The sequence below is a fragment of the Pseudarthrobacter sp. Hb11 genome, from assembly GCF_059383655.1.
This window is the reverse complement of sequence record NZ_JBWZCM010000001.1, coordinates 217,635-240,622: the sequence shown is the minus strand read 5'-3', so window position 1 is coordinate 240,622 and position 22,988 is coordinate 217,635. Positions and strand designations below refer to the sequence as shown.

The following is a 22,988-nucleotide window of genomic DNA, read 5'->3' as shown; positions in this document are numbered from 1 at the left end:
TGCGTCAGGGGCTGTTGTGGCGTGCAAGTGACTTATGGTCCCTGCAAAGCGGTGCTCAGTGATTACGGGACCGCCGCGCACCTGGGCGCTGCAACGGGACCCACAGTTTGTACCGGTCGGCGCGGTAATAGGAGACGGAATAGTCCACCATTGTGCGCGCGACAAATGCGTGGCGCTGGATCTTGAGCAACGGTGAGCCGACTTCGACGTTGAGCAGCCGTGCCGTGGACGGGGAAGCTGCGGTCGCCTCGATCATGTCCTCGCCCCACTCCATCACCAGGCCGTACTGTTCGCTCAGCACGTTGTACAGCGACGTGGGCGGCTCCCCGTCCAGCAGGCCGGGAACACGGTGGGCAGGAATGAAGTTCTCGTCCACACTCATAGGCTCACCGTCCGCCAGAAGCAGGCGACGGAAACGGACCAAAGGCGTTCCCTCATCCAGCTGGAGTTCGCGGGCCAGGAAAGCGCTGGCGCCGATCTGTTCGAAACTGAGAACCTTCGCCGCAGGAACCATGCCACGGCGCTGCATCTCCTCGCTGTATGAGGTCAGCTTCACCTGCAGGTCCAGCTTTGGCCGGCGCACGAAGGTGCCAAGGCCCACTACCCGCTCGATGACTTCTTCCCCTACCAGCGCATCAATAGCTTGACGCACGGTCATCCGCGCCAGGCCGAACCGCTCGGCGAGGTCGCGCTCAGAAGGCAGCGCGGAACCGGGCCGGCACGATTCGGCGATGTAGGTACGGAGGATCTCGCGCAGCTGGACATAAATCGCAGTTCCGCTGGTACGGTCGATTTCGCCGGCGATCGCCGCGGTGCTAGCTGCCACGGCTCGTCTCCCCTGGGTTTAAGTTCACCCTGCCATTTTAGGGCAGGTCTAGACCACCGGCCGCCAGTGGCCGCGCTTATTCGGGGAACCGGCATTCAGCCCGCTATATTGGACAGGAAAATCCACCAGACGGATGGGGCCGTCATGAAGAAGGAGTCCCGTTGCCAACACACAAGGCCGTGGTCACAGCCCCTATCGGACTGCACGCACGCCCGGCAGCACTATTCGTCAGGGCGGTGACTGATACCGGTCTTCCCGTGACCATCACCAAATCGGGCACCGGCGGCGTGGATGCCCGCTCCCTTCTTCAAGTGATGACGGCGGACTTTCATCATGGCTGCGAAGTGGAACTGGGCATCGAGGATTCGGCGCTCAGCGGCACCCTGAGTGAGGCCAGGGCTGAGGAGGCGCTTCGGGCGCTCGGCGAGCTGCTGGAGTCACAGGGGGCCGAATAAGAGCCGTGTAAGGCGCCGTTCTGTCTGTGGCTCGTACCCGGCTTGCCAGTCCAGGTATCAGGCACGGAACAATAACAGGGATTACGACGACGGGCCCCACCAAAAGGTGGGGCCCGTCGTCGTAGTTCTCGTTTTAGCTAGTGGGCGTGGTCGCCGCGGCTGTATTCGTAAACCCAGCCGATCAGTGCCACAACCGCCAGGCCGGCCGCGATGTACACGATCCAGAAACCTACTGCCAGTCCCAGGAAACCTGTGGCGCAAGCCAGGCCGAGGACCAGCGGCCACCAGCTCCAGGGGCTGAAGTGCCCCTGCTCGCCTGCCCCCTCGTGGATCTCCGCATCGCTGCGGTCCTCAGGGCGAAGGCCGATGCGCTTACCGGTGAAACCGAGGTATCCGCCGATCATGCCGGCCAGGCCGCCGACCAGGAGGATTCCGAGGATACCAACCCACTCACCCCAGTCGGTGAGGAAACCGTAAATCACCGAAACAGGTACGAAGAAGAAGACTCCGGAACCAAAGATCCATGACTCAATTTTCACTGTGCAGTGTCCTTCTGGTCGGCGTTACCGAGCGTGGAGGCCGCGGGAGCCGGTGACTCGACGGTGTGGACCTGTCGAAGCTCGGGGTGGTGAAGGTCCAGCGCTGGCCGTTCGGAACGGATCCGGGGCAGCGAGGTGAAGTTGTGCCGCGGCGGTGGGCAGGACGTGGCCCACTCCAGCGAGGCGCCGAAGCCCCAGGGGTCGTCCACCTGCACCCTTTCGGCACTGCGCCAGGTGATGTAGACGTTCCAGAAGAACGGAATCAGGGAAGCACCGAGGACAAATGAGGCAACCGTGGAGAACTGGTTCATCCAGGTGAAGTTGTCTTCCACCAGATAGTCGGCGTACCGGCGGGGCATGCCCTCCACACCAAGCCAGTGCTGGATCAGGAAGGTGCCGTGGAAGCCGAGGAACAGAAGCCAGAAGTGGATCTTGCCCAAGCGTTCGTTCAGCATCTTGCCGGTCCACTTGGGCCACCAGAAGTAGAACCCTGCGAACATCGCGAACACCACGGTCCCGAACACCACGTAGTGGAAGTGCGCCACCACGAAGTAGGAGTCAGAGACGTGGAAGTCCAGCGGCGGGGAGGCCAGGATGATGCCTGTGAGGCCGCCGAAGAGGAACGTGATCAGGAACCCGATGCTCCACAGCATGGGGGTCTCGAACGTGATTGAGCCCCGCCACATGGTGCCGATCCAGTTGAAGAACTTCACGCCCGTGGGGACTGCGATAAGCATGGTCATGAAGGCGAAGAACGGGAGCAGTACCGCGCCGGTGACGTACATGTGGTGGGCCCACACGGTGACGGACAAGGCAGCAATCGCGATGGTGGCGTAAACCAGGCCTTTGTAACCGAAGATCGGTTTGCGGCTGAACACCGGGAAGATTTCGGAGACGATGCCGAAGAACGGCAGCGCGATGATGTACACCTCGGGGTGGCCGAAGAACCAGAACAGGTGCTGCCAGAGCACTGCGCCGCCGTTTTCCGGATCAAAGATGTGCGCACCGAAGCGGCGGTCTGCACCAAGGGCGAACAGCGCCGCGGCCAGCGGCGGGAAGGCCATGAGCACGAGGATGGCCGTGACCAGGGTGTTCCAGGTGAAGATCGGCATGCGCCACATGGTCATGCCCGGTGCGCGCATGCAGATGATGGTGGTGATGAAGTTGACCGCACCGAGGATGGTTCCGAACCCGGACAGCGCCAGGCCAAACACCCACAGGTCCCCGCCAATGCCGGGGCTGAAGGTGGTGTTGGACAGCGGAGCGTAAGCGAACCAGCCGAAGGATGCTGCACCCTGCGGGGTGATAAAGCCGGACACCGCGATGGTGGAACCAAAGAGGAAGAACCAGAAAGCCAGGGCGTTCAACCGCGGGAAGGCAACATCCGGCGCACCGATCTGCAGCGGCATGATCACGTTCGCGAAGCCTGCGAAGAGCGGGGTGGCGAACATCAGGAGCATCACGGTGCCGTGCATCGTGAACAGCTGGTTGTACTGCTCTTTGGTCTGCAGGATCTGCATACCCGGCTCGAACAGTTCGGCGCGGATGAGCAGCGCCATAACGCCGCCTAGGCAGAAGAACACAAACGAGGCGATCAGGTACATGTACCCGATGGTCTTGTGGTCGGTGGAGGTGATCCAGTTGACGACGATGCGTCCCTTGGACTTGGGAACCACTGGAGCTGTGAGAACTCCGGTGGGTGCGGATTGAGTGTACGTAGCCACGTCGCTCCCCTTACTTAATTTCGTTCAGGTTCGGGTTGCGGTCGTACTCCACACCGAGGAGGCCCGTATTGCCGGCGGCCTTCAGCTCATCCAGGTGTGCCTGGAATTCAGCTTCCGAAACCACCTTGACGCGGAACAGCATTTCAGAGTGGTACTCGCCGCAGAGCTCGGCGCACTTGCCGTCGTAGGTGCCCTCTTTAGTGGGGGTAAACCGGATGTAGTTGGTCTTGCCCGGGATCATGTCGCGCTTCTGCAGGAAGGCGGGAACCCAGAAGGAGTGGATCACGTCCCGTGAGTTGAGTTCGAGGTCAACGGACTTGTTGACGGGCAGGTACAGCGTGGGGAGCTGTTCCTTGTCGATCGTGTTGCCGGTCAGGTGCGCCTGGACGCCTGCCTCGTGGACGTCTTCTTCGATGACGTCGCCGGCCTTGTAGTTGAAGTCCCAGGCCCACTGCTTGCCACGGACATCGACAACGACGTCGGCGGGCTGTGACCGGTCATCAATGGCCTGCTGGTCACGGTCCGTGAAGTAGAAGAACACCAGAACCATAAAGAGCGGAATGGTCAGGTAGAACACTTCCAGCGGAAGGTTGAAGCTTGTCTGGCGCGGGAAGCCCACGGTGCCCTTGCGGCGCCGGTAGGCCACGAGGCACCAAACGATCAGGCCCCAGGTAATGATGCCCACAGCCAAGGCGGCGATCCATGAGTTGACCCAGAGGTCCATGATGCGGTCGCTGTTGCTGGTGGTGCCACGTTCCGTGGGCAGCCACCCTTTCTCTACCTCTGGCGAACATCCGGTCAAAACCAACGCGCCGGCAATTGCCAAGCTTGTGATCGTGGTGATCGTTTTGCGTCGGCTGCCGGTTCGGTTCTGCGAACTCACAGACGGCCCTTCCTACTTGTTGCTGCTGTTGTCCGGGCAGCCATCGGCGCCGCGGGCACACTAAAAGTTTTACTACTCGGTGTAGAGCTTACCGCTCCCCCGGGCGTTTCGCCCACACGTCGGCGCCGTGCCTCCATCCGTTTTGAACGGCAGGAGGCGCGGCGCCGGCGTCGGGCGAAATAACCGGCTTAGTGGAAGGAGTCTCCACAGGCGCAGGAGCCGCCGGCGTTCGGGTTGTCTATGGTGAAGCCCTGCTTCGCGATGGTGTCCTCAAAGTCGATGCTGGCACCGCTAAGGTAGGGAACGCTCATCTTGTCCACAACAACTTCGACGCCGTCGTAGTCCCGGACAGCGTCTCCGTCCAGGAGCCTCTCGTCGAAGTAGAGCTGGTAGATCAGTCCTGAGCAGCCGCCAGGCTGCACAGCAACCCGGAGCCGCAGATCCGTGCGGCCTTCCTGCTCGAGAAGACTGCGGACCTTGCCTGCCGCGACATCGGTCAGGTTGACCTCGTGGACGGGAAGTTCTTCACTGGCCGCGCTGGTGGTCTGGGTGCTGTTCTCATTGGTTGCGGTGCTCATTGGCCTACCTTCTTAGGACGGTCTGGCGGCTCCGCGACAGCGGTGCCTGCCCCTACGGATTCGGTATGGGCTATAGCTACATGCTACGCGTGGCGCACCTGTAGCTCTAACTCCTGACGTAACCATGGAAGGCCCTTCCTTGTTCCCGCCGGGCCGCTTCCCGGGCCATCGCTTCAGCGCCGCCGCTTGAGTGCCCCGGTTTCTAGAGTCCGTCGTTCAGGCGGGACAGCAACAATGCTTCGGCGAGGATCGCATTCCGGAAATCACCAAGGTGCAGTGACTCGTTGGCGCTGTGCGCCCTGGAGTCCGGGTCTTCCACCCCAGTCACCAGGATCTGCACGTCCGGGTACAGCTCCGTGAGGTCGGCAATGAACGGAATGGACCCGCCGATTCCTGTCTCCACTGCCTGAACACCCCACGCCTCGCCCAGGGCCCACATTGCCAGCCCGGCGGCGGCCGAGGAAGTGTCCGTCTGGAACGGGTTGCCGCTTTCTCCAGGCGTGAAGGTGACTTTGGCACCGAAGGGAGCGTGCGCCTCCACATGCCTGCGGACGGCCTCCATCGCTTCTTCGGGGACCTGCCCCGGTGCCAGCCGCAGGCTGAACTTGGCCCGCGCCCTCGGCAGCAGCGTATTCGAAGCTACATCCACGGCAGGCGCGTCAAACCCGATAATGGACAGCGCCGGCTTGGTCCAGAGGCGCGATGCGATGCTGCCCGAGCCGGCGAGGCGGACGCCGTCGAGCACTGACGCATCCGCGCGGTAGTCGGCCTCCGGGAACTCCACCGTCGCATTGTCGAAGGCGACGAGCCCCTGGACGGCGACGTTTCCGTCGTCGTCATGGAGGGTGGCGATCAGGCGGGACAGCAGGGTGGGAGCGTCCAAAACAGGTCCCCCGAACATCCCTGAATGGACCGCGTGCTTCAGGACCTGGACTTCGATGGTCCCGTCCACCAGCCCGCGCAGGCTTGTTGTCAGGGCCGGAACGCCCACCTTCCAGTTGCTGGAATCGGCGACGACGATGACAGCAGCGCGGAGCAGCTCCCGGTGGGCCTCCAGGAAAGGACGGAACGTGGGAGAGCCTGCTTCCTCCTCGCCCTCGAAAAAGAACGTCACGCCGAGGCCCAGGCCGGCTCCCAGGACCTCGGACACTGCTGCATAGGCTGCGATGTGGGCCATGATGCCGGCTTTGTCATCCGCGGCGCCGCGGCCATAGAGACGCCCGTCCTTCTCAACAGCGGTGAAGGGTGAAGTCTCCCACAGACCCTCGTCGCCCGCAGGCTGGACATCGTGGTGCGCGTAGAGCAGAACGGTCGGCTTGCCTTCCGCGGCAGGCCGGCGGGCGACGACGGCGGGGCCGCCTGGAGTGCCGTCCGGCTTGTTACAGCCAAAGACCTGCACCTCCTCAAGGCCCGTGGCGCGGAGGAGCTCTGCCACGGCTTCGGCGCTGCGTTCGAGCGGCGCCCGGTCAAAGCTGGGCCAGGCGATCCCCGGAATTGCGACCAGTTCCTTAAGGCGCGCCAGGGTGGCGTCATATGAGCTGTCGATTGCTGCCCGGAGGTCTTCCGTGACCGGGTTTGAGTTGAGGGCCAAAGGTGTGGGGCCGTCAATATTGTTGGGGGTAGCCGTTGCAGATGAGGTCATGGCAAAAACATTACCCTCGTCACATTCAAGGCCGTGGCAGCCCTGGCCTCGGGCAGGAGGGCCCGACCGTCCCGCAAGGTATTCTGGTCAGGTGTTCGGACGTAAAAAGGAAGCGCCCTCGGCGCAGGAAATAGCAGACCAGCTGGCAGCGGAAGCTGCGGCACGGCAGAACGGCATAGCCGGCAAGGGAGCCCCTACGCCAACCCGGAAGGCCCAGGAGGCCGCGCGCAAGCGCCCGTTGGTGCCGGAGGACCGTAAAGCGTCAAAGGCCGCCGAGCGCCAGGTCATCCAGGACCAGCGGCTCAAGATGCGCCAGGCCCTGGACACCGGTGATGAGAAGTTCCTGCCGCTGCGTGACAAGGGCCCCCAGAAGCGGTTCACCCGTGACTACGTGGACGCCCGGTTCAGCCTCGGGGAATACCTGATGTTCGGCGCCCTGGTATTTGTCCTGGTATCCCTGGTGGTGCCGGCGTCCAGCGACCTGATGATTTATGTATTGGGTGGTTTTTGGGTGATGTTCCTGGCCGTCTTCGTGGACGTTTTCATCCTGTCCCGCAAGCTCCGCAAGCGGTTGACCGAAAAATTCGGCGAGGTGGAACGCGGCACTGTCTGGTACGGCTCCATGCGCTCCCTCCAGTTCCGCAAGCTGCGGCTGCCCAAGCCGCAGGTCAAGCGCGGACAGTACCCGGCCTGACGCCTGCGTCCCCCTTCAACAAACAACGAAACCCCGGCGGATTTTTCGCCGGGGTTTCGTTACAGCTAAGCGGGTGCCGGCTGCCGGCCCGTGGAACGCTCCAGCGCGCGCTGCCCTAGGGACGCCGGTTCTTCGCCAACTGCCGGTTGATCCGGGATGCCCAGAACGGCCCCTCATAGAGGAAAGCGGTATAGCCCTGGACCAGGGTTGCCCCGGCATCGAGTCTCTCCTGGACATCCTGCGCTGTTTCTACGCCACCAACCGCCACCAGGGTAAGGGCGTCCCCGGTCACCTGTTTGAGCCTGCGCAGCACTTCAAGGGACCGCTGTTTGAGCGGAGCACCGGAGAGCCCGCCCGCACCGCACCTTTCCACTTGCTCCGCCGGGGAAGCCAGCCCTGTCCTGCCGATGGTGGTGTTGGTGGCGATGATGCCGTCCAGCTTCAGGTCGAGGGCAAGACGGGCGACGTCGTCGATGTCCTCGTCGCTCAGGTCCGGGGCGATCTTCACCAGCAGGGGAACGTGGCGGCCCGCTGCCCGGTCGGCCTCCCGTCCGACGGCGGTCAGCAGCGGCCGGAGCGTTTCCACGTCCTGCAGGAGCCGAAGGCCGGGTGTGTTGGGCGAGCTGACATTAACCACGAGGTAATCAGCGGCCGGCGCAAGGCTGCGGGCACTCACGAGGTAGTCCTCCACGGCATCCGCCAGTTCAACCACCTTCGTCTTGCCGATGTTGACGCCGATGACAGGACGCACCCCGGGGTGCCTGCGCTGAAGTCCTGCACGGGCTGCCTTGAGCCGCGGCGCAACGGCCGTGGCGCCGTCGTTGTTGAATCCCATCCTGTTGATTACGGCACGGTCCTGCACCAGGCGGAAGAGGCGCGGCTTTTCGTTGCCCGGCTGGGCCTGGCCGGTGATGGTGCCCACCTCGACATGGCCGAACCCGAGCTGGCTCAGCGCCTCTATCCCGTGGCCTTCCTTGTCAAAGCCTGCCGCAAGGCCGAAGGGCGAGGGAAAGGTCAGGCCGAAGGCCGTGGTTTGAAGCGACGGTGCAGGTGCCGTCAGTTTCTCGAGGGCCCTGCCTGCGCCGGAGCGATGCGCCAACCTGATGGCCTTGAAGCCGATTTTGTGGGCGCGCTCGGCGTCCATCCATGAAAAGGCCAGCCTGAAGAATGTGGGGTAAACGCGCATGCCTCCAGTCTTCCGTCTTGGCGGGCACACACCAAAATGAGCACAGATCAAAATGACGCAGACTGTTCCGATGGCGGAATAGCATAAAGCCATGGAATGGCAGCGGGACATCCTGGGCGAGGAATTCGAGTTCCATGCCTTTACCGCCGGCGGAACTGACGGCGTGGAGCGGACTGCCACCCTTGTACGGTTCCGGCCTGCCGTAGAGGAAGTCCTCCCCTCGTCCGGGCCCCGCAGGGCGGTCCTCTTCCTGCACGGCTGGAGTGACTATTTCTTCAACACCGACCTTGCCCGCTTCTGGTCCTCGGCCGGCTACGACTTCTATGCACTGGACATGCATAACCACGGCCGCAGCCTGCGTCCGGAGTCTCCGGGCGGTTACGTCTCCAACCTCACCGACTATGACGCCGAGATTGAGACGGCAGGGCGCCTGATCCGCCACGAGGGTGTTGCCCGGCCGCTGACCCTGATGGGGCATTCAACAGGAGGGCTGGTAGCGGCGCTGTGGGCCAGCAGGCATCCCGGGGCGGTGTCGCAACTTATCCTTAACAGCCCCTGGCTGGAGATGCATGGCAGCGCGCTGGTCCGGCGTGCGGCCTCAAGCATGGTGGGACCGGTGGCCCGCTTCCGGCCCGAGGCTGTGCTGAGGCTTCCTGAACGGGGTTTCTACTGGCGCACCATCAGCAGTTCCGCGGACGGGGAATGGACGCTCGATGACCGCTACCGTCCACCCATGGCGTTTCCTGTGCGCGCCGGTTGGCTCAGTGCGGTACTCGCGGGCCACACGAAGGTGGCCCGCGGCCTCAACATCGAGGTGCCCATCCTGGTGCTGCTGTCCCGGGGAAGCGCGAACGGGCTCTTCTGGTCCGAAGAAATGCGCCGAACGGACGCCGTCCTGGACGTCAACGTCATTGCTGCCCGTGCCCTCACCCTTGGCCGCACAGTGACGGTCGAACGAATCGAGGGTGCCCTGCACGATGTGTTCCTCTCCCCCGCCGCCGTGCGTGCCGACGCCTATGCGCGGCTGGCGCGCTGGCTCCGCGCGTACGGGGACCTGGCCGACCGGGACCTGGCGGACGGAGAAAGTCCGCGACAGCCCTGAAGGGGCCATGTTCCTGACCGCGCTACTGCGCCGGGCCCGCCCCGTTGACAGGCTTCGCCGCGTCCACTGCTCCGCCGTACCTGCGGTCCCGCTGGGCGTATTCTTCCACCGCCGCCCACAATGTCCTGCGGTCGACGTCGGGCCACAGCGTGTCCATAAACACGAACTCGGCATAGGCGGACTGCCAGAGCAGGAAGTTGGACAACCGCTGCTCCCCCGAGCTGCGCAGGAACAGGTCCACGTCCGGAAGGTCCGGCTCATCGAGGTACTTCTGGATGGTCCGTTCAGTGATGGCACCGGGCTTGAGCCTGCCGGCAGCAACTTCGGCGGCAATGGCTGAGACGGCGTCCGTGATCTCTGCCCGGCCGCCGTAATTAACACACATGGTCAACGTACAGGTGCTGTTGCCGGCGGTGAACTCTTCAGCCTCTTTAAGTTCCCGGATCACCGAGCCCCAGAGCCGGGGCCGCCGGCCTGACCAGCGGACCCGTACGCCCCACTCGTCCAACTGGTTCCGCTGCCTCCGCAGCACATCCTTGTTAAATCCCATCAGGAAGCGGACTTCCTCCGGGGAGCGGCGCCAGTTCTCCGTGGAAAAGGCATAGACGCTGACGTACTCAATGCCCAGCTCAATGGCCCCGGCCATAACGTCCAGGAGGGCAGGCTCGCCGGCCTTATGGCCTTCTATCCTCGGCAGTCCGCGCTGGTTGGCCCACCGGCCGTTGCCATCCATCACGATCGCGACATGCCGGGGTATGAATTCCGCCGGGATGGACGGTGCCACCGCGCCTGAGGGATGCGGGTACGGGGCAACCACCGGCTGACTGCGCTTTCGGGGTGCGTTGTTCTTTTTTCCCAGGGCCACTGTCAGCTGCGCTCCACATGTTTGAGGGACTTCAGTACTCGTTCAAGATGCCATTGCAGGTAGGCAGCCACCAGGCCGGCGGCTTCCTTGCGGTGCACGGGTAGGGAAACATCGGCCGCAGCCCAATCCCCCGTCAGCAGTGCCGCGAGCAGGACCACTGTTTCCGGCGCCGGCGCCGGAGAGCCCGGCGGCCTGCACCCGCCGCAGACCATACCGCCCACCGGTGCAGAAAAGGCACTGTGCGGGCCCGGCAGCCCGCAGCGGGCGCAGTCCGTGAAGCTGGGCGCCCAACCGCCGGTGGCGAGTGCCCGCAGCAGGTAGGAATCAAGGATCAGCCCGGCGGGGTGTTCGTTCCGGCTCAGCGACGCCAGGGCGCCGACCAGCAGGTTGTACTGGGCGGTTCCGGATTCGCCGTCAACGTCGGTGAGCTTCTCCGCCGTCTCCGTCATGGCGGCAGCCACGGTGTAGCGGCCGTAGTCGGACGCGATGTCTCCGCCGTAGGCCCCTTTGGCAACGGCCTGGGTCACGATGTCCAGCGTCTTTCCGGACACAAGCTGCAGGTCCGCCACCATAAAGGGTTCAAGGCGCGCGCCGAAGCGGCTGCTGGTGCGCCGGACTCCTTTTGCAACAGCACGGACCTGGCCGTGGTGTTTGGTCAGCAGAGTGATGATGCGGTCCGCCTCCCCCAGTTTGTGGGTACGGAGCACGACGGCGTCGTCCCGGTACGCGCGGGAAGCGAAAGAGGGTTGGGCCACGCCTTTATCTTCCCATCCTTTTGCGGGCACTGGCCTGCCGGACCACCGGGCGGGGTGGTGTTGTGCCGCCGTGGGATCCCGGACACACAACACCCGCGCGTCAGGCCTGGGCGTCCCGGACAGCCCGGTTCACGGCAGAAATGACAGCCTTCAGGGAAGACATGCTGGTGTTGGCGTCAATGCCGACACCCCACAGCACGCGCTCCCCCACTGCGCACTCCACGTAGGCGGCTGCCATCGCGTTGCCTCCCTCGGAAAGTGCGTGCTCGCTGTAGTCCAGCACCCGGACATCCATGCCGTCTTCGCGGAGGATGCTCAGCAGGGCGGCGATGGGGCCGTTTCCTGTGCCGGTGCGGCGGACCTGGACGCCGTCCACGGTGAGGGCGGCGTGAAGCGTCATGCCGCCGTCGTCATCCGTCTCGGTGCTGACGGAGCCCAGGGAGTAACGGCCCCACTGTCCGTCCGTCTTGCCGGAGGGCAGGTATTCATCCTGGAAGACCTGCCACAGCTGCGCCCCGCTGACTTCGCCGCCCACCGTGTCCGTACGCTTCTGGATAACACCGGAAAATTCGATCTGGGCGCGGCGCGGAAGGTCCAGGCTGTGCTCGTTCTTGAGCAGGTAGGCAACGCCGCCCTTGCCGGACTGCGAGTTTACCCGGATAACAGCCTCGTAGCTGCGGCCCAGGTCCTTGGGATCCACCGGCAGGTACGGGACCTGCCAGGTGAAATCGGAGACGTCCTTGCCGGCAGCGGCTGCATCCCGTTCGAGGGCCTCGAAGCCTTTCTTGATGGCGTCCTGGTGGGAGCCCGAGAACGCGGTGAAGACGAGGTCCCCGCCGTAGGGTGAGCGCTCGGCGACGGGCAGCTGGTTGCAGTACTCCACCGTGCGGCGGATATCGTCGATGTTGGAGAAATCGATCATGGGGTCGATGCCCTGCACGAAGAGGTTCAGGCCCAGGGTGACCAGATCCACGTTGCCGGTCCGCTCGCCGTTGCCGAAGAGGCAGCCTTCAATCCGGTCGGCCCCGGCCATGTAGCCCAATTCGGCGGCAGCAACGCCCGTTCCACGGTCATTGTGGGGGTGCAGGGACAGGATGATGCCTTCCCGCGGGTGCAGGTGGCGGCTCATCCACTCAATCGAATCAGCGTAAACATTGGGAGTGGCCATCTCCACGGTGGCGGGCAGGTTGATGATGACCTGGCGGTCCGCAGAAGCCTCAAAAACATCGGCGACGGCGTTGCAGACCCGCACTGCATATTCGAGCTCAGTGCCGGTGAAGGACTCCGGGGAGTACTCGTAGGTCACGTGCGTGTCCACGAGGGTCTCTTCGTACTTTTTGCACAGCCGCGCACCCTGGAGCGCGATGTCCAGGATTCCGTCCTCATCCTGGTTGAAGACCACACGGCGCTGCAGGACGGAGGTGGAGTTGTAAAGGTGGACGATGGCCTGCTTGGCACCCACCAGGGACTCGTACGTCCGCTCGATCAGGTGCTCGCGGGCCTGGGTCAGGACCTGGATGGTGACGTCGTCCGGGATGTGGTTGCCCTCGATGAGCTGGCGGACGAAGTCGAAGTCCGTCTGGGACGCGGACGGGAAACCTACCTCGATCTCCTTGTAGCCCATACGGACCAGCAGATCGAACATCTTCATCTTGCGGGCCGGGCTCATGGGATCGATCAGCGCCTGGTTGCCGTCCCGCAGGTCAACTGCGCACCAGCGCGGGGCCTTGGTGATCAGCTTGTCCGGCCACGTGCGGTCCGGCAGCTCAACTTTAATCTGGTCCTGGAACGGGGTGTAGCGGTGGGCGGGCATTCCGGAGGGCTTCTGTGCGTTTCGCATTACTATCGGGGCCTTTTCTGTGGTTCTTCTTTGAAAGGGTGGCCGGGCAACACAAACTCCGCAGCGAGGGTGGGCCTTGCGCTAGATCGCGTCTGAGGCCTCGCCGCGGCAGCTAAGAAGAAGAAGCTCTGCACGCACCATTTGAGAGTAACACGGGTGCGTAAGATGAAAGGGCAGTACCGTCCGTTACGTCCACCATGCAGACGCCGACCGGTATTTTGTCGGCGTCGTCTGCGTATAGAGGAGCTTTCGTGCCCATTTCGGGGATCGACCTGTCCACCTTTGATAACACCGTCCGGCCGCAGGATGACCTCTACCAGCACGTGAACGGCGCCTGGCAGAAGGCTACCGAAATTCCCGATGACCGGCCTCTCGAGGGCACCTTCACCGCTTTGCGGGATGGTTCTGAGATCGCAGTGCGCGACATCATCGAAGAAGCAGCGGCGAAGGGCGCGGCCGCCAGCGGCATCGAGCAGAAGGTCGGCGACCTCTACAACAGCTTCATGGACGAAGCCGCAGTCGAAGCCAAGGGCATGGAACCGGTCCGCCAGCGGCTTGCGGACGTTTTTGCCACCACTTCCGTGACGGACCTGGTTGCCCTCGCAGGCCGCCTGTTCCGGGCTGATGTAGGCGGACTCTTCTACATCTACCCCGCTCCGGACGCCGGCAACCCGGACAGGGTCCTTCTTTACACCGGCCAGGGCGGTCTCGGACTGCCCGACGAGTCCTACTACCGCGAAGAAAAGTTCGCACCGATGGTCACTGCCTATGGCGCACACGTCAAGACGATGCTTGGCCTGGCCGGCATTCCGGACGCGGATGCTGCTGCCGGGCGGGTGGTAGCACTTGAGACCAGGCTGGCGTCCCACCACTGGGACAACGTCACTCTTCGGGACCCGCAAAAGACGTACAACCTGAAGACCGCGGACGAAGCCTCCGCCCTGTTCCCGCTGCTTCCCATCTGGTTCGACGCTGCAGGGATTGATGAGGAGAAGCGGCAGGAGATCGTGGTGAGCACTCCCCCGTTCTTCGACGGCGCAGCCGGCCTTCTCGAGTCCGAGCCGCTGGCCCACTGGCAGGAATGGCTGGCCATGCGGGTTGTCAGCGCCGCAGCCCCTTACCTCTCCTCGGCCTTCGTTGACGCCAACTTCGCGTTCTACGGGACCACCATCAGCGGCACCCCGCGGAACAAGGACCGCTGGAAGCGCGGCGTGGGCGTGGTGGAAGGCGGCCTCGGCGAAGCGGTGGGTCAGATCTATGTCGCGCGGCACTTCCCCGAAACACACAAGGCCCGCATGCAGGCGCTCGTCGCCAACCTTATTGAGGCATACCGCCGGAGTATTACCGCCGTCGGCTGGATGGGCGAGGACACAAAGGCCGAGGCACTGCGGAAGCTGGAGGGGTTCCGCGCGAAGATCGGTTACCCGGAGGAATGGATCGACTACTCCGCGGTGGAGATAGACCCTACCGATCTGCTCGGCAACGTGGAAAGGGCACACAATGCCGACGTCGACCGGCACCTTGATGAGGTGGGCAAGCCGGTGGACCGCAACAAGTGGCTGATGACCCCGCAGACGGTCAACGCCTACTACCACCCCATGATGAACGAAATTGTCTTCCCGGCGGCGATCCTCCAGCCCCCGTTTTTTACTGCGGACGCGGATGACGCAGTGAACTATGGCGGCATCGGGGCAGTCATCGGGCACGAAATTGGCCACGGGTTTGACGACCAGGGGTCACAGTTCGACGGCGGCGGGGCGCTGCGGAACTGGTGGACCGACGAGGACCGCCAGGCCTTCGAAAAGCTCACCGCCAAACTGGTGGCGCAATACGATGCACTCTCCCCGTACGCTGCACCAGGACATAACGTCAACGGACGCCTCACGCTGGGCGAAAACATCGGCGACCTCGCCGGACTGGCCATCGCCTACAAGGCGTACCTGATCAGTCTCGACGGGAAGGAGCCCGAGGTCCTGGACGGCCTCACGGGGCACCAGCGCTTCTTTGCGTCCTGGGCAGCAGGCTGGCGGCAGGTGATCCGGACCGAAGAGGCCATCCGCAGGCTGGCAACGGACCCGCACTCGCCCAACGAGTTCCGGACCAATGCGATCGCAAAGAACCTGAACGCCTTTCACGACGCCTTTGAGGTCACCGACCAGGACGGCATGTGGATGCCACCGGAGGAGCGCGTCAGCATCTGGTGACAACAAAACTGGGGCCCGCCGTTCTGACGTACGGCGGGCCCCACTTTATTAATCGCGCAGACGCAGGCTCGGCTAGCTGGGCACGATGAGGAACGGGTTGGCCTGCTGGCAGCGGGCGTCTCCGGCTGTCTGGTTGACGATGTCTTTCGGCAGCGCCACAGAGCCGCCGTAGGTGGCCCCGGACGTGAAGTCGGTACCCAGGTAAACCTGGACGCCCGACACTGCCGGAGCCGGCAGCACCTGCGCCGCCGGGATTTTAAGCTTCGCGGCAACGTCAACAGCAACGTCCTTATAGTCGGCGCCATAGTAGACAACGGACTGTTCCACGGCGGTCGCCTCAAACTGTGCCGCCTGGGTGAATCCGCCGGCGATAAGGGCCTGCACAATTTCCTGTGCCCGGCCTGGCACGCCGCTGCCGTTGGCAACCGTAACAGGCTGGATCGCCTTGTCGTAGGACGGCAGCGGAGGGGCCGTTTTACTGGGAGCCGCCGTGGGTGGAGCAGTGGTTTTTGAGGGCGCAGGGGTGGCCGGCGCGGTGGGGTCGGTCAGGTCAATATCGTTCCGCATCGCGGCGAACAGCTGGGAACCGGCCGGTTCGGCCATCTGGAGCCTGTTCGGGTCAATAAGGGCGGGCGTGGTGGGAACCGACACAAACGCGACCTTGCTGATGTCGATGTCCTTGAGCCGGTTACCGATGGTGAGCAGGCTGGGAACTGACGCGAGTCCCTCGTTCACCGTCAGGTTCTGCGTGACGACATCGGCGATCCTCAGCATCTTGCCGGGGTCGGACAGGGTTCCCTCATCTTTGATCTTCCGGGTCAGGGAGGACAGGAACCCCTGCTGGGCCCGGATGCGTCCCAGGTCGCCGCCGTCGGCAAATGCATGGCGGGTCCGCAAGAAGGCGAGGGCCATCTCACCCTCTACCGCGGAGGTGCCTTTGGGAAGCCGGAGGCCGGAATCGGGGTCATGGACGGCGTCACTGATGCATACGTCCACTCCGCCCACTGCCTTGGACAGTTCCTTTACCGCATTGAAGTCCGCCATCATGAAGTGGTCCACTTCCAGTCCCGTCAGCTGGTTGACGGTGTCAACAGCGCAGCCAATACCGGCCTCGTTCATCGCTTCGTTGATCATCACACCGCTGCGTGCGGGAAAAGTCTTTTTGGTCTCCCCGTCCGTGCACTCGGGAATGTCCACCAGCAGGTCGCGCGGGAAACTGATGACACTGACGCGCTTGTTGTCCTCGGAAATGTCCATCAGCATCATGACGTCGGACTTGCCGTAACCCTTCGAATCGTCCGCGGTGCCGTACCCGGCGTTCTTGCCGTCGCGGGTGTCCGAGCCCAGGATCAGGATCTGCATCCGCCCAGTCGCTCCGCTCACCGGTTCGGCATTGACACCGCCCGCATTCAACGGAGCCTTGGAGATGTTGTTCTGGAGACGCAAAAACCAGAATCCCGCGAACGCGAGGGCTCCCACGAGGGCCACCGACAGCACGGCTGTGGTGATTTTCAACCACAGCGGCATCCTGCGGAGAGGGCCAAGGTGGCGGGCGGCCCCAACGGTGCCATCCTCCGCGTGCCGGGATACCGGTCCCCCTGCTGACACGTCAGCTCCGTTTTCGCGCTTATCGCGGCCTCGCCCCACGTGGTGAACCTTCCTCTAGATTCCGAATTCGGTCCATTTTAGTGGTCCAGGCTGGGAAATCCCCGGACGGGCCCCGCGGCCGTACGTATTAAACCGTCAGAAGCCCAGCTTGACCAGCTGTTTCGGATCCCGTTGCCAGTCCTTGGCCACCTTCACGTGCAGGTCAAGGTAGATGCGGGTCCCCAGCAGCGCCTCGATTCCCTTGCGTGCGTTCGTGCCCACCTCACGAAGCCGGCTGCCGCCCTTTCCGATGATGATGGCCTTCTGGGACGGGCGTTCGACGTAAAGGTTCACGCGCACATCGAGCAGGGGGCTGTCGTCCGGACGGTCCTCCCGGGGCACGATCTCTTCGACCACCACCGCCAGTGAATGCGGCAGTTCGTCGCGGACACCTTCCAGCGCCGCTTCCCTGATCAGTTCGGCGACCATAACGGCTTCCGGCTCGTCGGTCAGCTCGCCGTCCGGGTACAGCGGGGGCGACGGCGGCATGTGGCTGATCAGTACGTCAGCTACGGTTTTGACCTGGAAGCCGTCGGCGGCCGACACCGGAACAATGTCCTTCCAGCCTTCCTCCCCCAGCACTTCCCGCCCAAGCGCAGCAACAGCAAGCAGCTGCTCGGTCAGCGCCTGCCGGTCGACCAGATCCGCTTTGGTGACGATGGCAATAACAGGCTGGCGGCCAACAGCGGCGAGCTGGGCGGCGATGTACTTGTCGCCGGGTCCGATCTTTTCATTGGCGGGCAGGCAGAACCCGATGGCGTCCACCTCCGCGAGCGTGTCCGCTACGAGGTCGTTCAGGCGCTTGCCCAGAAGGGTCCGGGGACGGTGCAGGCCTGGCGTGTCCACAAGGATCAGCTGCGCGTCCTCGCGGTGGACGATCCCGCGGATTGTGTGGCGGGTGGTCTGCGGCTTGGCGGAGGTAATAGCCACCTTCTTGCCCACCAGCGCGTTTGTCAGCGTGGATTTGCCGGCATTGGGGCGGCCCACCAGGACGGAAAACCCTGCCCGGAAGCCGCCGAAATCCTCGTCGCCTGCGGCCTTATTTTTCTTGCTCACGTGGAACTCCCTGCTGGGTTGCTTCCGCCTCCTGGAGGAGGTCTTCAAGGTCAGTGTCTACTTTTGGAACCTGCGCCGCAATGATGTGGCTGACACGATTCCGTCGGCCCTCAAGCCTTTCGGCGCGCAGCGAGACCCCGTCAACTTCCACGCTGCTGCCGACGATGGGTACGCGGCCCAGCGCCTTAGCCAGGAGGCCGCCCACGGTGTCCACCTCGTCGTCGTCGAGCTCAATGTCAAAAAGCTCACCGAGGTCATCAATGCTCATCCGGGCGCTCACGCGGTAGGAGCCGTCGCCCAGCTCCACGGCCTCGGCGCTTTCGGTATCATACTCGTCAACGATTTCGCCCACGATCTCCTCGATCAGGTCCTCGAGCGTGACAAGGCCGGCGGTTCCGCCATACTCGTCGATCACGATGGCCACGTGCGTGGATTCCTTCTGCAACTCCCGCAACAGGTCGCTGACCTGCTTCGATTCGGGCACATACCGCACCTCCCTGACCAGCGAATCCACCAGGGGCGGCTCCTCACCGGGGGCCAGCTCGTGGAGGACCGCCGCTACGTCCTTGAGGTAGACGATGCCGAGGATATGGTCCGTGTCTTCCCCGATGACGGGAATCCTGGAGTACCCCGAGCGCAGGAAGAGCGACATGGCGCGGCGCAGGCTTGAGCCCGCTTCGATGCTGAGGATGTCTGTGCGCGGCACCATAACGGCCCGGACCAGGGTGTCACCGAAGTCAAAGACCGACTGGATCATCTCAGCCTCGGTGTCCTCGATCATGTCCGATTCGCTGGCCCGTTCCACGAGCTCACGGAATTCCTGCTCGCTGAAGAACGCCTCATCGCCGCCGGGCGCGCCAGGGGCTGCAGCACTTCCCAAGGCCACGAGCCACTTAGGGATGGGTCCCAGCACCCAGGTGAGGAAACGGATCATCGGTGCCGTGAAGCGAACGACGGCGGCCGAATGGAGCCTTCCGAGCTGGCGGGGAGAAACGCCCACGATGACGAATCCCAGGAGGGCCATGATGCCCGTTGCAGCCAGCCCGGCCAGCCAGATGTTGTCGAGCAGGCTGTACAGCAGGACAGCGACGGCCACCGCGGAGGCCGTTTCGAACCAGATGCGCCAGAACCGCAGCGCCCGGATGTGAGCCACGGGCTGCGCCAGGATCCGGCGCATGGCGGTGCCGCGGCTCTTCAGGAGTGCTTCTTCAGCGTCGTGCCGCGGGAGGAAGTTGAAGGCGGCCTCAGCCGCCGTCAGTACTGCCGCAACGCCCAGGAAAGCCAAGGCCATCGCGACCAGGAGCAAAGGGGTCACTGGGTGGTCTCGGCGGGCGCTTCTTTGCCGGTGAAGCCGGACAGGAGTTCGCGCTGGAGGCCGAACATCTCGGCCTTCTCCTCAGGCTCGGCATGGTCGTACCCCAGCAGGTGCAGGATGCCATGCGTGGTCAGCAGCAGCATTTCATCCTGCAACGAGTGGCCTGCGTTCCGGGCCTGGACAGTGGCAACCTGCGGGCACACTGCGATGTCTCCGAGCATGCCCTGGGGTGTGGGCCGGTCCGGGGTGCCCGGAGTCAGCTCGTCCATCGGCACGGACAGCACGTCAGTGGAGCCGGGCTCATCCATCAGCTCAATGTGAAGCTTCTCCATCGCGGGCTCGTCCACCAGGAGGATGGACAACTCGGCCTGCGGATGGATGTAAAGCTGTTCAAAGATGTACCTGGATAGAGCAACGAGCTGCGATTCGTCCACCTGGACGCCGGACTCGTTGTTCACCTCAATGCTCACGCGTGTTCCCCCCGCTTTTCCCGGCTTGCGGAATGCTTGACCCGGCTGCGCTGGACATCATCCCAGACGCTGTAGGCGTTGACGATATCGCCCACCAGGCGGTGCCGGACGACGTCGGCCGCGTCCAGGACGGAGAAGTTCACATCGTCGATGCCCTGCAGGATCTCTTCCACGATGCGCAGGCCGGACCGGGTGCCGAAGGGCAGGTCCACCTGCGTGACGTCGCCCGTGACCACCATTTTGGATCCGAAGCCAAGCCTGGTGAGGAACATCTTCATCTGCTCGGGCGTGGTGTTCTGCGCCTCGTCAAGGATGATGAAGGCGTCGTTGAGGGTACGGCCACGCATGTAGGCCAGCGGCGCGACTTCGATGGTCCCCGCCGCCATGAGCCGCGGAATCGATTCCGGATCCATCATGTCGTGCAGGGCGTCGTACAGCGGACGCAGGTAGGGATCGATTTTGTCGCTCAGCGTGCCGGGAAGGAAACCAAGCCGCTCCCCAGCTTCGACTGCCGGGCGGGTCAGGATGATCCGGCTGACTTCCTTCTGCTGCAGGGCCTGGACCGCTTTGGCCATTGCCAGGTAGGTCTTGCCGGTTCCGGCGGGCCCGATTCCGAAGATGACGGTGTTGGCGTCGATGGCATCAACGTAATTCTTCTGGTTCAGCGTTTTCGGGCGTATTGTCTTGCCGCGGCTGGATAGGATGTCGTGGGTCAGCACATCCACGGGATTCTGCAGGGATTGGGTACGCAGAAGGGCCACGAGCTGCTGCAGCACGGCCGGGCTGATGACGGTACCGCGGGCAACGAGTCCGCGGACCTCGTGCAGGAGCCGCATGATCCGCGGCACGTCCGCCGCCGGACCGCTAATGGAGAGCTCGTTGCCCCTGACATGGAAATTGACTGCAGGGAACTGTTCTTCAATGAACCGCAACGCCTCGTCGTGGCTGCCCAGCGACTGAACCATCTGGTCGGAATTGTCGAAGAGGACTACTTCGGTACGGACGCCAGGGAGTGTGTGGGGAAACTCCCCCGCTGCGCCCTCGCCGGTGACAAGCCTGCGCTTTCCGTTAGCTGATTCAGTCATAGTGCTGGCCCGCAGGCCTGTGATCCCCTCGATGTCGAAACAATAGCTGTTGGCTGGTTTGCGGCGGCTGCTGCCGTCGCTTCCAGCGGTACCTTCCATCCTACGCCAGCAGGCACTCCTGACCCCATATCGCACCAACACGCTGCGTCCGCTCCGGCACGGGCACCACGCCTGTTCCCGTCCTTAGGTATCAACTTCATATCGGCCTCATATCGTTCCAGTTGCAGTTGGACCGCTCAGCGCATCCCGGCACGAATGCTTCCCGTGGCTGTGCAATGCTGGAAATCCAGCCTGATGCTGGAGCACCAGGGCCGACCGGGGATCGGCCTAACCGACCAGGAAAGGACAGGGCAATCAAGTTGCCGGAAACCGCAGCGCCCCGCCGCGCCCGAGGAGCCTTCAACGGCGCCCGTTCGGCGGTTCTTGCCGGTCTCCTGGTGGTAATCCCTGCCCTTGCGGGCTGCATCGCCGAACCGGGCCCGGCCCCCACCGGCATACTGTCTGCCAGCCCCGCCGGCCCGGGAAGCACATCCGGCGCCCCCTCCACGAGCGCTCCTCTGGAAACCACCCAGTCCTCCAATAAGGCGCCCGTCTACTGGATCGGCGGCAGCGACAGCAATGTCTTCCTTTACCGGGAGTTCCGGGACGTTCCCGAGCAGGAGAATCCCGTGACGCGAGCCCTGCGCGCCATGATGTCCGAAAAGCCGCTGGATCCCGACTTCTTTACGCCATGGCAGAACCCCAGCCAGCTGGCCACCTCGATTTCCGGCAAGGACGTCATCACGGTGGACGTCTCGGAAGATGCGTTCAACAGTAACCTCGACGCCGATATGGCCGCCCGGGCCATCCAGCAATTGGTGTATACAGCCACCGCGGCGGCCGCGAGCTCGGGGCTGATCGACTCCGGACAGCAGATCCGGGTCCGGATCCTCGTGGACGGACACACCGACTATGTCGCCTTCAACCATGTACAGCTGGGTTCCCTCATGGCCCGCACCTCGGGACTGGTGGCTCCCGTCTGGATTATCGACCCGCAGGAAAACGTGGAAGTGGGCGACGGCAGTGTCAAGATCACCGGGCGAAGCACCGTGCCGGGAGGCAAGCTCCGCTGGCAGATCCTGCGGTCCGAGATAGACGGGAACAAGGCACCCTTCCTGACCGGCGAAACTACGGCAGCCGCGGATCCGGCCCAGGCGGGGGTGTTCACCCTCGCCCTTACCCTGCCCGAGGGTGACTTCGAGCTCCGGGTGGCCCAGACCTCAAATCCGGAAGGCCCGGAGGACGGCAACGAAGACACCCGGAGTTTCAGGGTCCGCTAGCCCCCGCTGATACTGCAACTCAAAGTACCGGCGCAGCCCAGCGGCCCAGAACGTCGCTGGCAAGAACGACGGCGGCAGGACCGGCCGTTGATGAGCGCAGCACATGGTGCCCCAGGAGGGCCGTCACGGCACCCTGGCCGCACAGCCGGGTAACTTCACGCTGGCTGATGCCGCCCTCGGGTCCTACGATCAGGAATACTTCCCGCACAGCTTCAGCAGCGCCCGTTTCCAGCCATGTTTCCAAGACCGCGCGCAAGGGGCGTACGGCGTCCTCGTGCAGGACAACGGCCAAGGCTGCCGTCTCGACGGTGGCGGCGAGGCCGGCGGTGTCGACGGCGGCCCGCACCTCGGGAATCCAGGCACGGCGTGCCTGCTTGGCGGCGGCGGTGACAACGGACTGCCACTTCGCGTGTGCCTTGGCTGCCCGGTCACCCTTCCAGCGCACGATGGAACGTTCGGACTGCCAGGGAATAACGGCGTCGATCCCCAGTTCGGTGGCCGTCTCGATGGCAAGCTCGTCCCGGTCACCCTTGGCCAGGGCCTGGACCAGCACGAGCCTGGTGCGTGGCCGCTCCTCAACAATCACGGACGCGCATTCCACTTCCAGTCCGGAGGAGGAAGCGGCTGCAACCTTGCCGCTCATCCGCGTACCGGCGCCGTCAACGATGTCCACCGTCTCGCCCGGAGCGAGCCGCTTAACCGTGACCGCGTGCCGCGCCTCGGGTCCCTCCAGGACAAAGACGCCGTCCGGCACCATCCCGTCCAAAGACCCGGGCGCGGTGAAAAAGACCGGGTTGCTCACC

21 protein-coding genes are annotated in these 22,988 nt (G+C 63.9%); 5 read left to right on the top strand and 16 right to left on the bottom strand.

Annotation, left to right across the window (positions count from 1 at the left end; genetic code table 11):
* Window positions 1-55: 55 nt before the first annotated feature.
* Window positions 56-826, bottom strand: coding sequence for a GntR family transcriptional regulator (locus tag AC50X7_RS01150; RefSeq protein WP_494977382.1), 771 nt, complete (start codon window positions 824-826; stop codon window positions 56-58).
* Window positions 827-987: 161 nt separating this feature from the next.
* On the opposite strand from AC50X7_RS01150, the gene AC50X7_RS01145 reads away from it, so the two are divergent.
* Window positions 988-1,281 carry an HPr family phosphocarrier protein gene (locus AC50X7_RS01145; RefSeq protein WP_494977381.1) on the top strand — a complete coding sequence of 98 codons (294 nt, stop codon included), beginning with the start codon at window positions 988-990 and terminating at the stop codon, window positions 1,279-1,281.
* A 137-nt stretch (window positions 1,282-1,418) separates the two neighbouring features.
* Here the strand turns inward: AC50X7_RS01145 and AC50X7_RS01140 are convergent, their stop codons facing one another.
* The 5 genes from AC50X7_RS01140 to AC50X7_RS01120 form a co-directional block, all read right to left on the bottom strand.
* Window positions 1,419-1,820 (bottom strand): cytochrome c oxidase subunit 4, encoded by a 402-nt coding sequence (locus AC50X7_RS01140; protein ID WP_494977380.1) that lies wholly within the window; start codon window positions 1,818-1,820, stop codon window positions 1,419-1,421.
* The gene (gene ctaD, locus AC50X7_RS01135) at window positions 1,817-3,544 is read right to left on the bottom strand and encodes an aa3-type cytochrome oxidase subunit I (protein ID WP_494977379.1); all 1,728 of its coding nucleotides are present in this window, start codon (window positions 3,542-3,544) and stop codon (window positions 1,817-1,819) included. Before ctaD ends, AC50X7_RS01140 begins: the two co-directional genes overlap by 4 nt.
* Window positions 3,545-3,554: 10 nt before the next feature.
* Window positions 3,555-4,427, bottom strand: coding sequence for an aa3-type cytochrome oxidase subunit II (ctaC, locus tag AC50X7_RS01130; protein ID WP_307095003.1), 873 nt, complete (start codon window positions 4,425-4,427; stop codon window positions 3,555-3,557).
* A gap of 188 nt (window positions 4,428-4,615) precedes the next feature.
* Window positions 4,616-5,005: a HesB/IscA family protein gene (locus AC50X7_RS01125; RefSeq protein WP_104044002.1), complete on the bottom strand. Its 390-nt coding sequence runs from the start codon at window positions 5,003-5,005 to the stop codon at window positions 4,616-4,618.
* Between the two features lie 202 nt (window positions 5,006-5,207).
* A complete protein-coding gene (locus AC50X7_RS01120; RefSeq protein ID WP_494977378.1) occupies window positions 5,208-6,647 on the bottom strand; it encodes a dipeptidase in 1,440 nt (479 codons plus the stop codon).
* A 91-nt stretch (window positions 6,648-6,738) separates the two neighbouring features.
* On the opposite strand from AC50X7_RS01120, the gene AC50X7_RS01115 reads away from it, so the two are divergent.
* Window positions 6,739-7,341: a DUF3043 domain-containing protein gene (locus tag AC50X7_RS01115; protein WP_307095001.1), complete on the top strand. Its 603-nt coding sequence runs from the start codon at window positions 6,739-6,741 to the stop codon at window positions 7,339-7,341.
* 115 nt (window positions 7,342-7,456) lie between these two features.
* On the opposite strand, the gene AC50X7_RS01110 is transcribed toward AC50X7_RS01115, so the two are convergent.
* On the bottom strand, window positions 7,457-8,527 hold the full coding sequence (locus AC50X7_RS01110) for a quinone-dependent dihydroorotate dehydrogenase (protein WP_494977377.1): 1,071 nt from the start codon (window positions 8,525-8,527) through the stop codon (window positions 7,457-7,459).
* Between the two features lie 91 nt (window positions 8,528-8,618).
* Between AC50X7_RS01110 and AC50X7_RS01105 the strand changes: the two genes are divergently transcribed.
* Window positions 8,619-9,629, top strand: coding sequence for an alpha/beta hydrolase (locus AC50X7_RS01105; RefSeq protein WP_494977376.1), 1,011 nt, complete (start codon window positions 8,619-8,621; stop codon window positions 9,627-9,629).
* Between the two features lie 22 nt (window positions 9,630-9,651).
* On the opposite strand, the gene AC50X7_RS01100 is transcribed toward AC50X7_RS01105, so the two are convergent.
* The 3 genes from AC50X7_RS01100 to leuA all read right to left on the bottom strand — a co-directional run bounded on the left by AC50X7_RS01100 (window position 9,652) and on the right by leuA (window position 13,089).
* Window positions 9,652-10,494 (bottom strand): isoprenyl transferase, encoded by an 843-nt coding sequence (locus AC50X7_RS01100; protein WP_494977375.1) that lies wholly within the window; start codon window positions 10,492-10,494, stop codon window positions 9,652-9,654.
* A 2-nt stretch (window positions 10,495-10,496) separates the two neighbouring features.
* Window positions 10,497-11,249 carry a DNA repair protein RecO gene (gene recO / locus AC50X7_RS01095; protein WP_494977374.1) on the bottom strand — a complete coding sequence of 251 codons (753 nt, stop codon included), beginning with the start codon at window positions 11,247-11,249 and terminating at the stop codon, window positions 10,497-10,499.
* 100 nt (window positions 11,250-11,349) lie between these two features.
* Window positions 11,350-13,089 carry a 2-isopropylmalate synthase gene (gene leuA / locus AC50X7_RS01090; RefSeq protein WP_494977373.1) on the bottom strand — a complete coding sequence of 580 codons (1,740 nt, stop codon included), beginning with the start codon at window positions 13,087-13,089 and terminating at the stop codon, window positions 11,350-11,352.
* A 251-nt stretch (window positions 13,090-13,340) separates the two neighbouring features.
* Here leuA and AC50X7_RS01085 point away from each other — a divergent pair, with 251 nt between their 5' ends.
* Window positions 13,341-15,293 carry a M13 family metallopeptidase gene (locus AC50X7_RS01085; RefSeq protein ID WP_494977372.1) on the top strand — a complete coding sequence of 651 codons (1,953 nt, stop codon included), beginning with the start codon at window positions 13,341-13,343 and terminating at the stop codon, window positions 15,291-15,293.
* Window positions 15,294-15,365: 72 nt separating this feature from the next.
* On the opposite strand, the gene AC50X7_RS01080 is transcribed toward AC50X7_RS01085, so the two are convergent.
* The 5 genes from AC50X7_RS01080 to AC50X7_RS01060 form a co-directional block, all read right to left on the bottom strand.
* Window positions 15,366-16,820: an LCP family protein gene (locus AC50X7_RS01080; RefSeq protein WP_494977811.1), complete on the bottom strand. Its 1,455-nt coding sequence runs from the start codon at window positions 16,818-16,820 to the stop codon at window positions 15,366-15,368.
* Between the two features lie 216 nt (window positions 16,821-17,036).
* Window positions 17,037-17,996, bottom strand: a complete 960-nt coding sequence (era, locus tag AC50X7_RS01075) for a GTPase Era (RefSeq protein WP_307094994.1) — start codon at window positions 17,994-17,996, stop codon at window positions 17,037-17,039.
* On the bottom strand, window positions 17,980-19,311 hold the full coding sequence (locus AC50X7_RS01070) for a hemolysin family protein (RefSeq protein WP_494977371.1): 1,332 nt from the start codon (window positions 19,309-19,311) through the stop codon (window positions 17,980-17,982). The genes era and AC50X7_RS01070 overlap by 17 nt, the downstream gene beginning before the upstream one ends.
* Complete coding sequence (gene ybeY / locus AC50X7_RS01065; protein WP_494977370.1) at window positions 19,308-19,781, bottom strand: rRNA maturation RNase YbeY; 474 nt, start codon at window positions 19,779-19,781, stop codon at window positions 19,308-19,310. Before ybeY ends, AC50X7_RS01070 begins: the two co-directional genes overlap by 4 nt.
* A complete protein-coding gene (locus tag AC50X7_RS01060) occupies window positions 19,778-20,866 on the bottom strand; it encodes a PhoH family protein (RefSeq protein WP_307094991.1) in 1,089 nt (362 codons plus the stop codon). Before AC50X7_RS01060 ends, ybeY begins: the two co-directional genes overlap by 4 nt.
* A gap of 359 nt (window positions 20,867-21,225) precedes the next feature.
* Here AC50X7_RS01060 and AC50X7_RS01055 point away from each other — a divergent pair, with 359 nt between their 5' ends.
* Window positions 21,226-22,185, top strand: a complete 960-nt coding sequence (locus AC50X7_RS01055; RefSeq protein ID WP_494977369.1) for a GerMN domain-containing protein — start codon at window positions 21,226-21,228, stop codon at window positions 22,183-22,185.
* A 19-nt stretch (window positions 22,186-22,204) separates the two neighbouring features.
* On the opposite strand, the gene AC50X7_RS01050 is transcribed toward AC50X7_RS01055, so the two are convergent.
* Window positions 22,205-22,987: a 16S rRNA (uracil(1498)-N(3))-methyltransferase gene (locus tag AC50X7_RS01050; RefSeq protein WP_494977368.1), complete on the bottom strand. Its 783-nt coding sequence runs from the start codon at window positions 22,985-22,987 to the stop codon at window positions 22,205-22,207.
* Between the last annotated feature and the right edge of the window lies 1 nt (window position 22,988).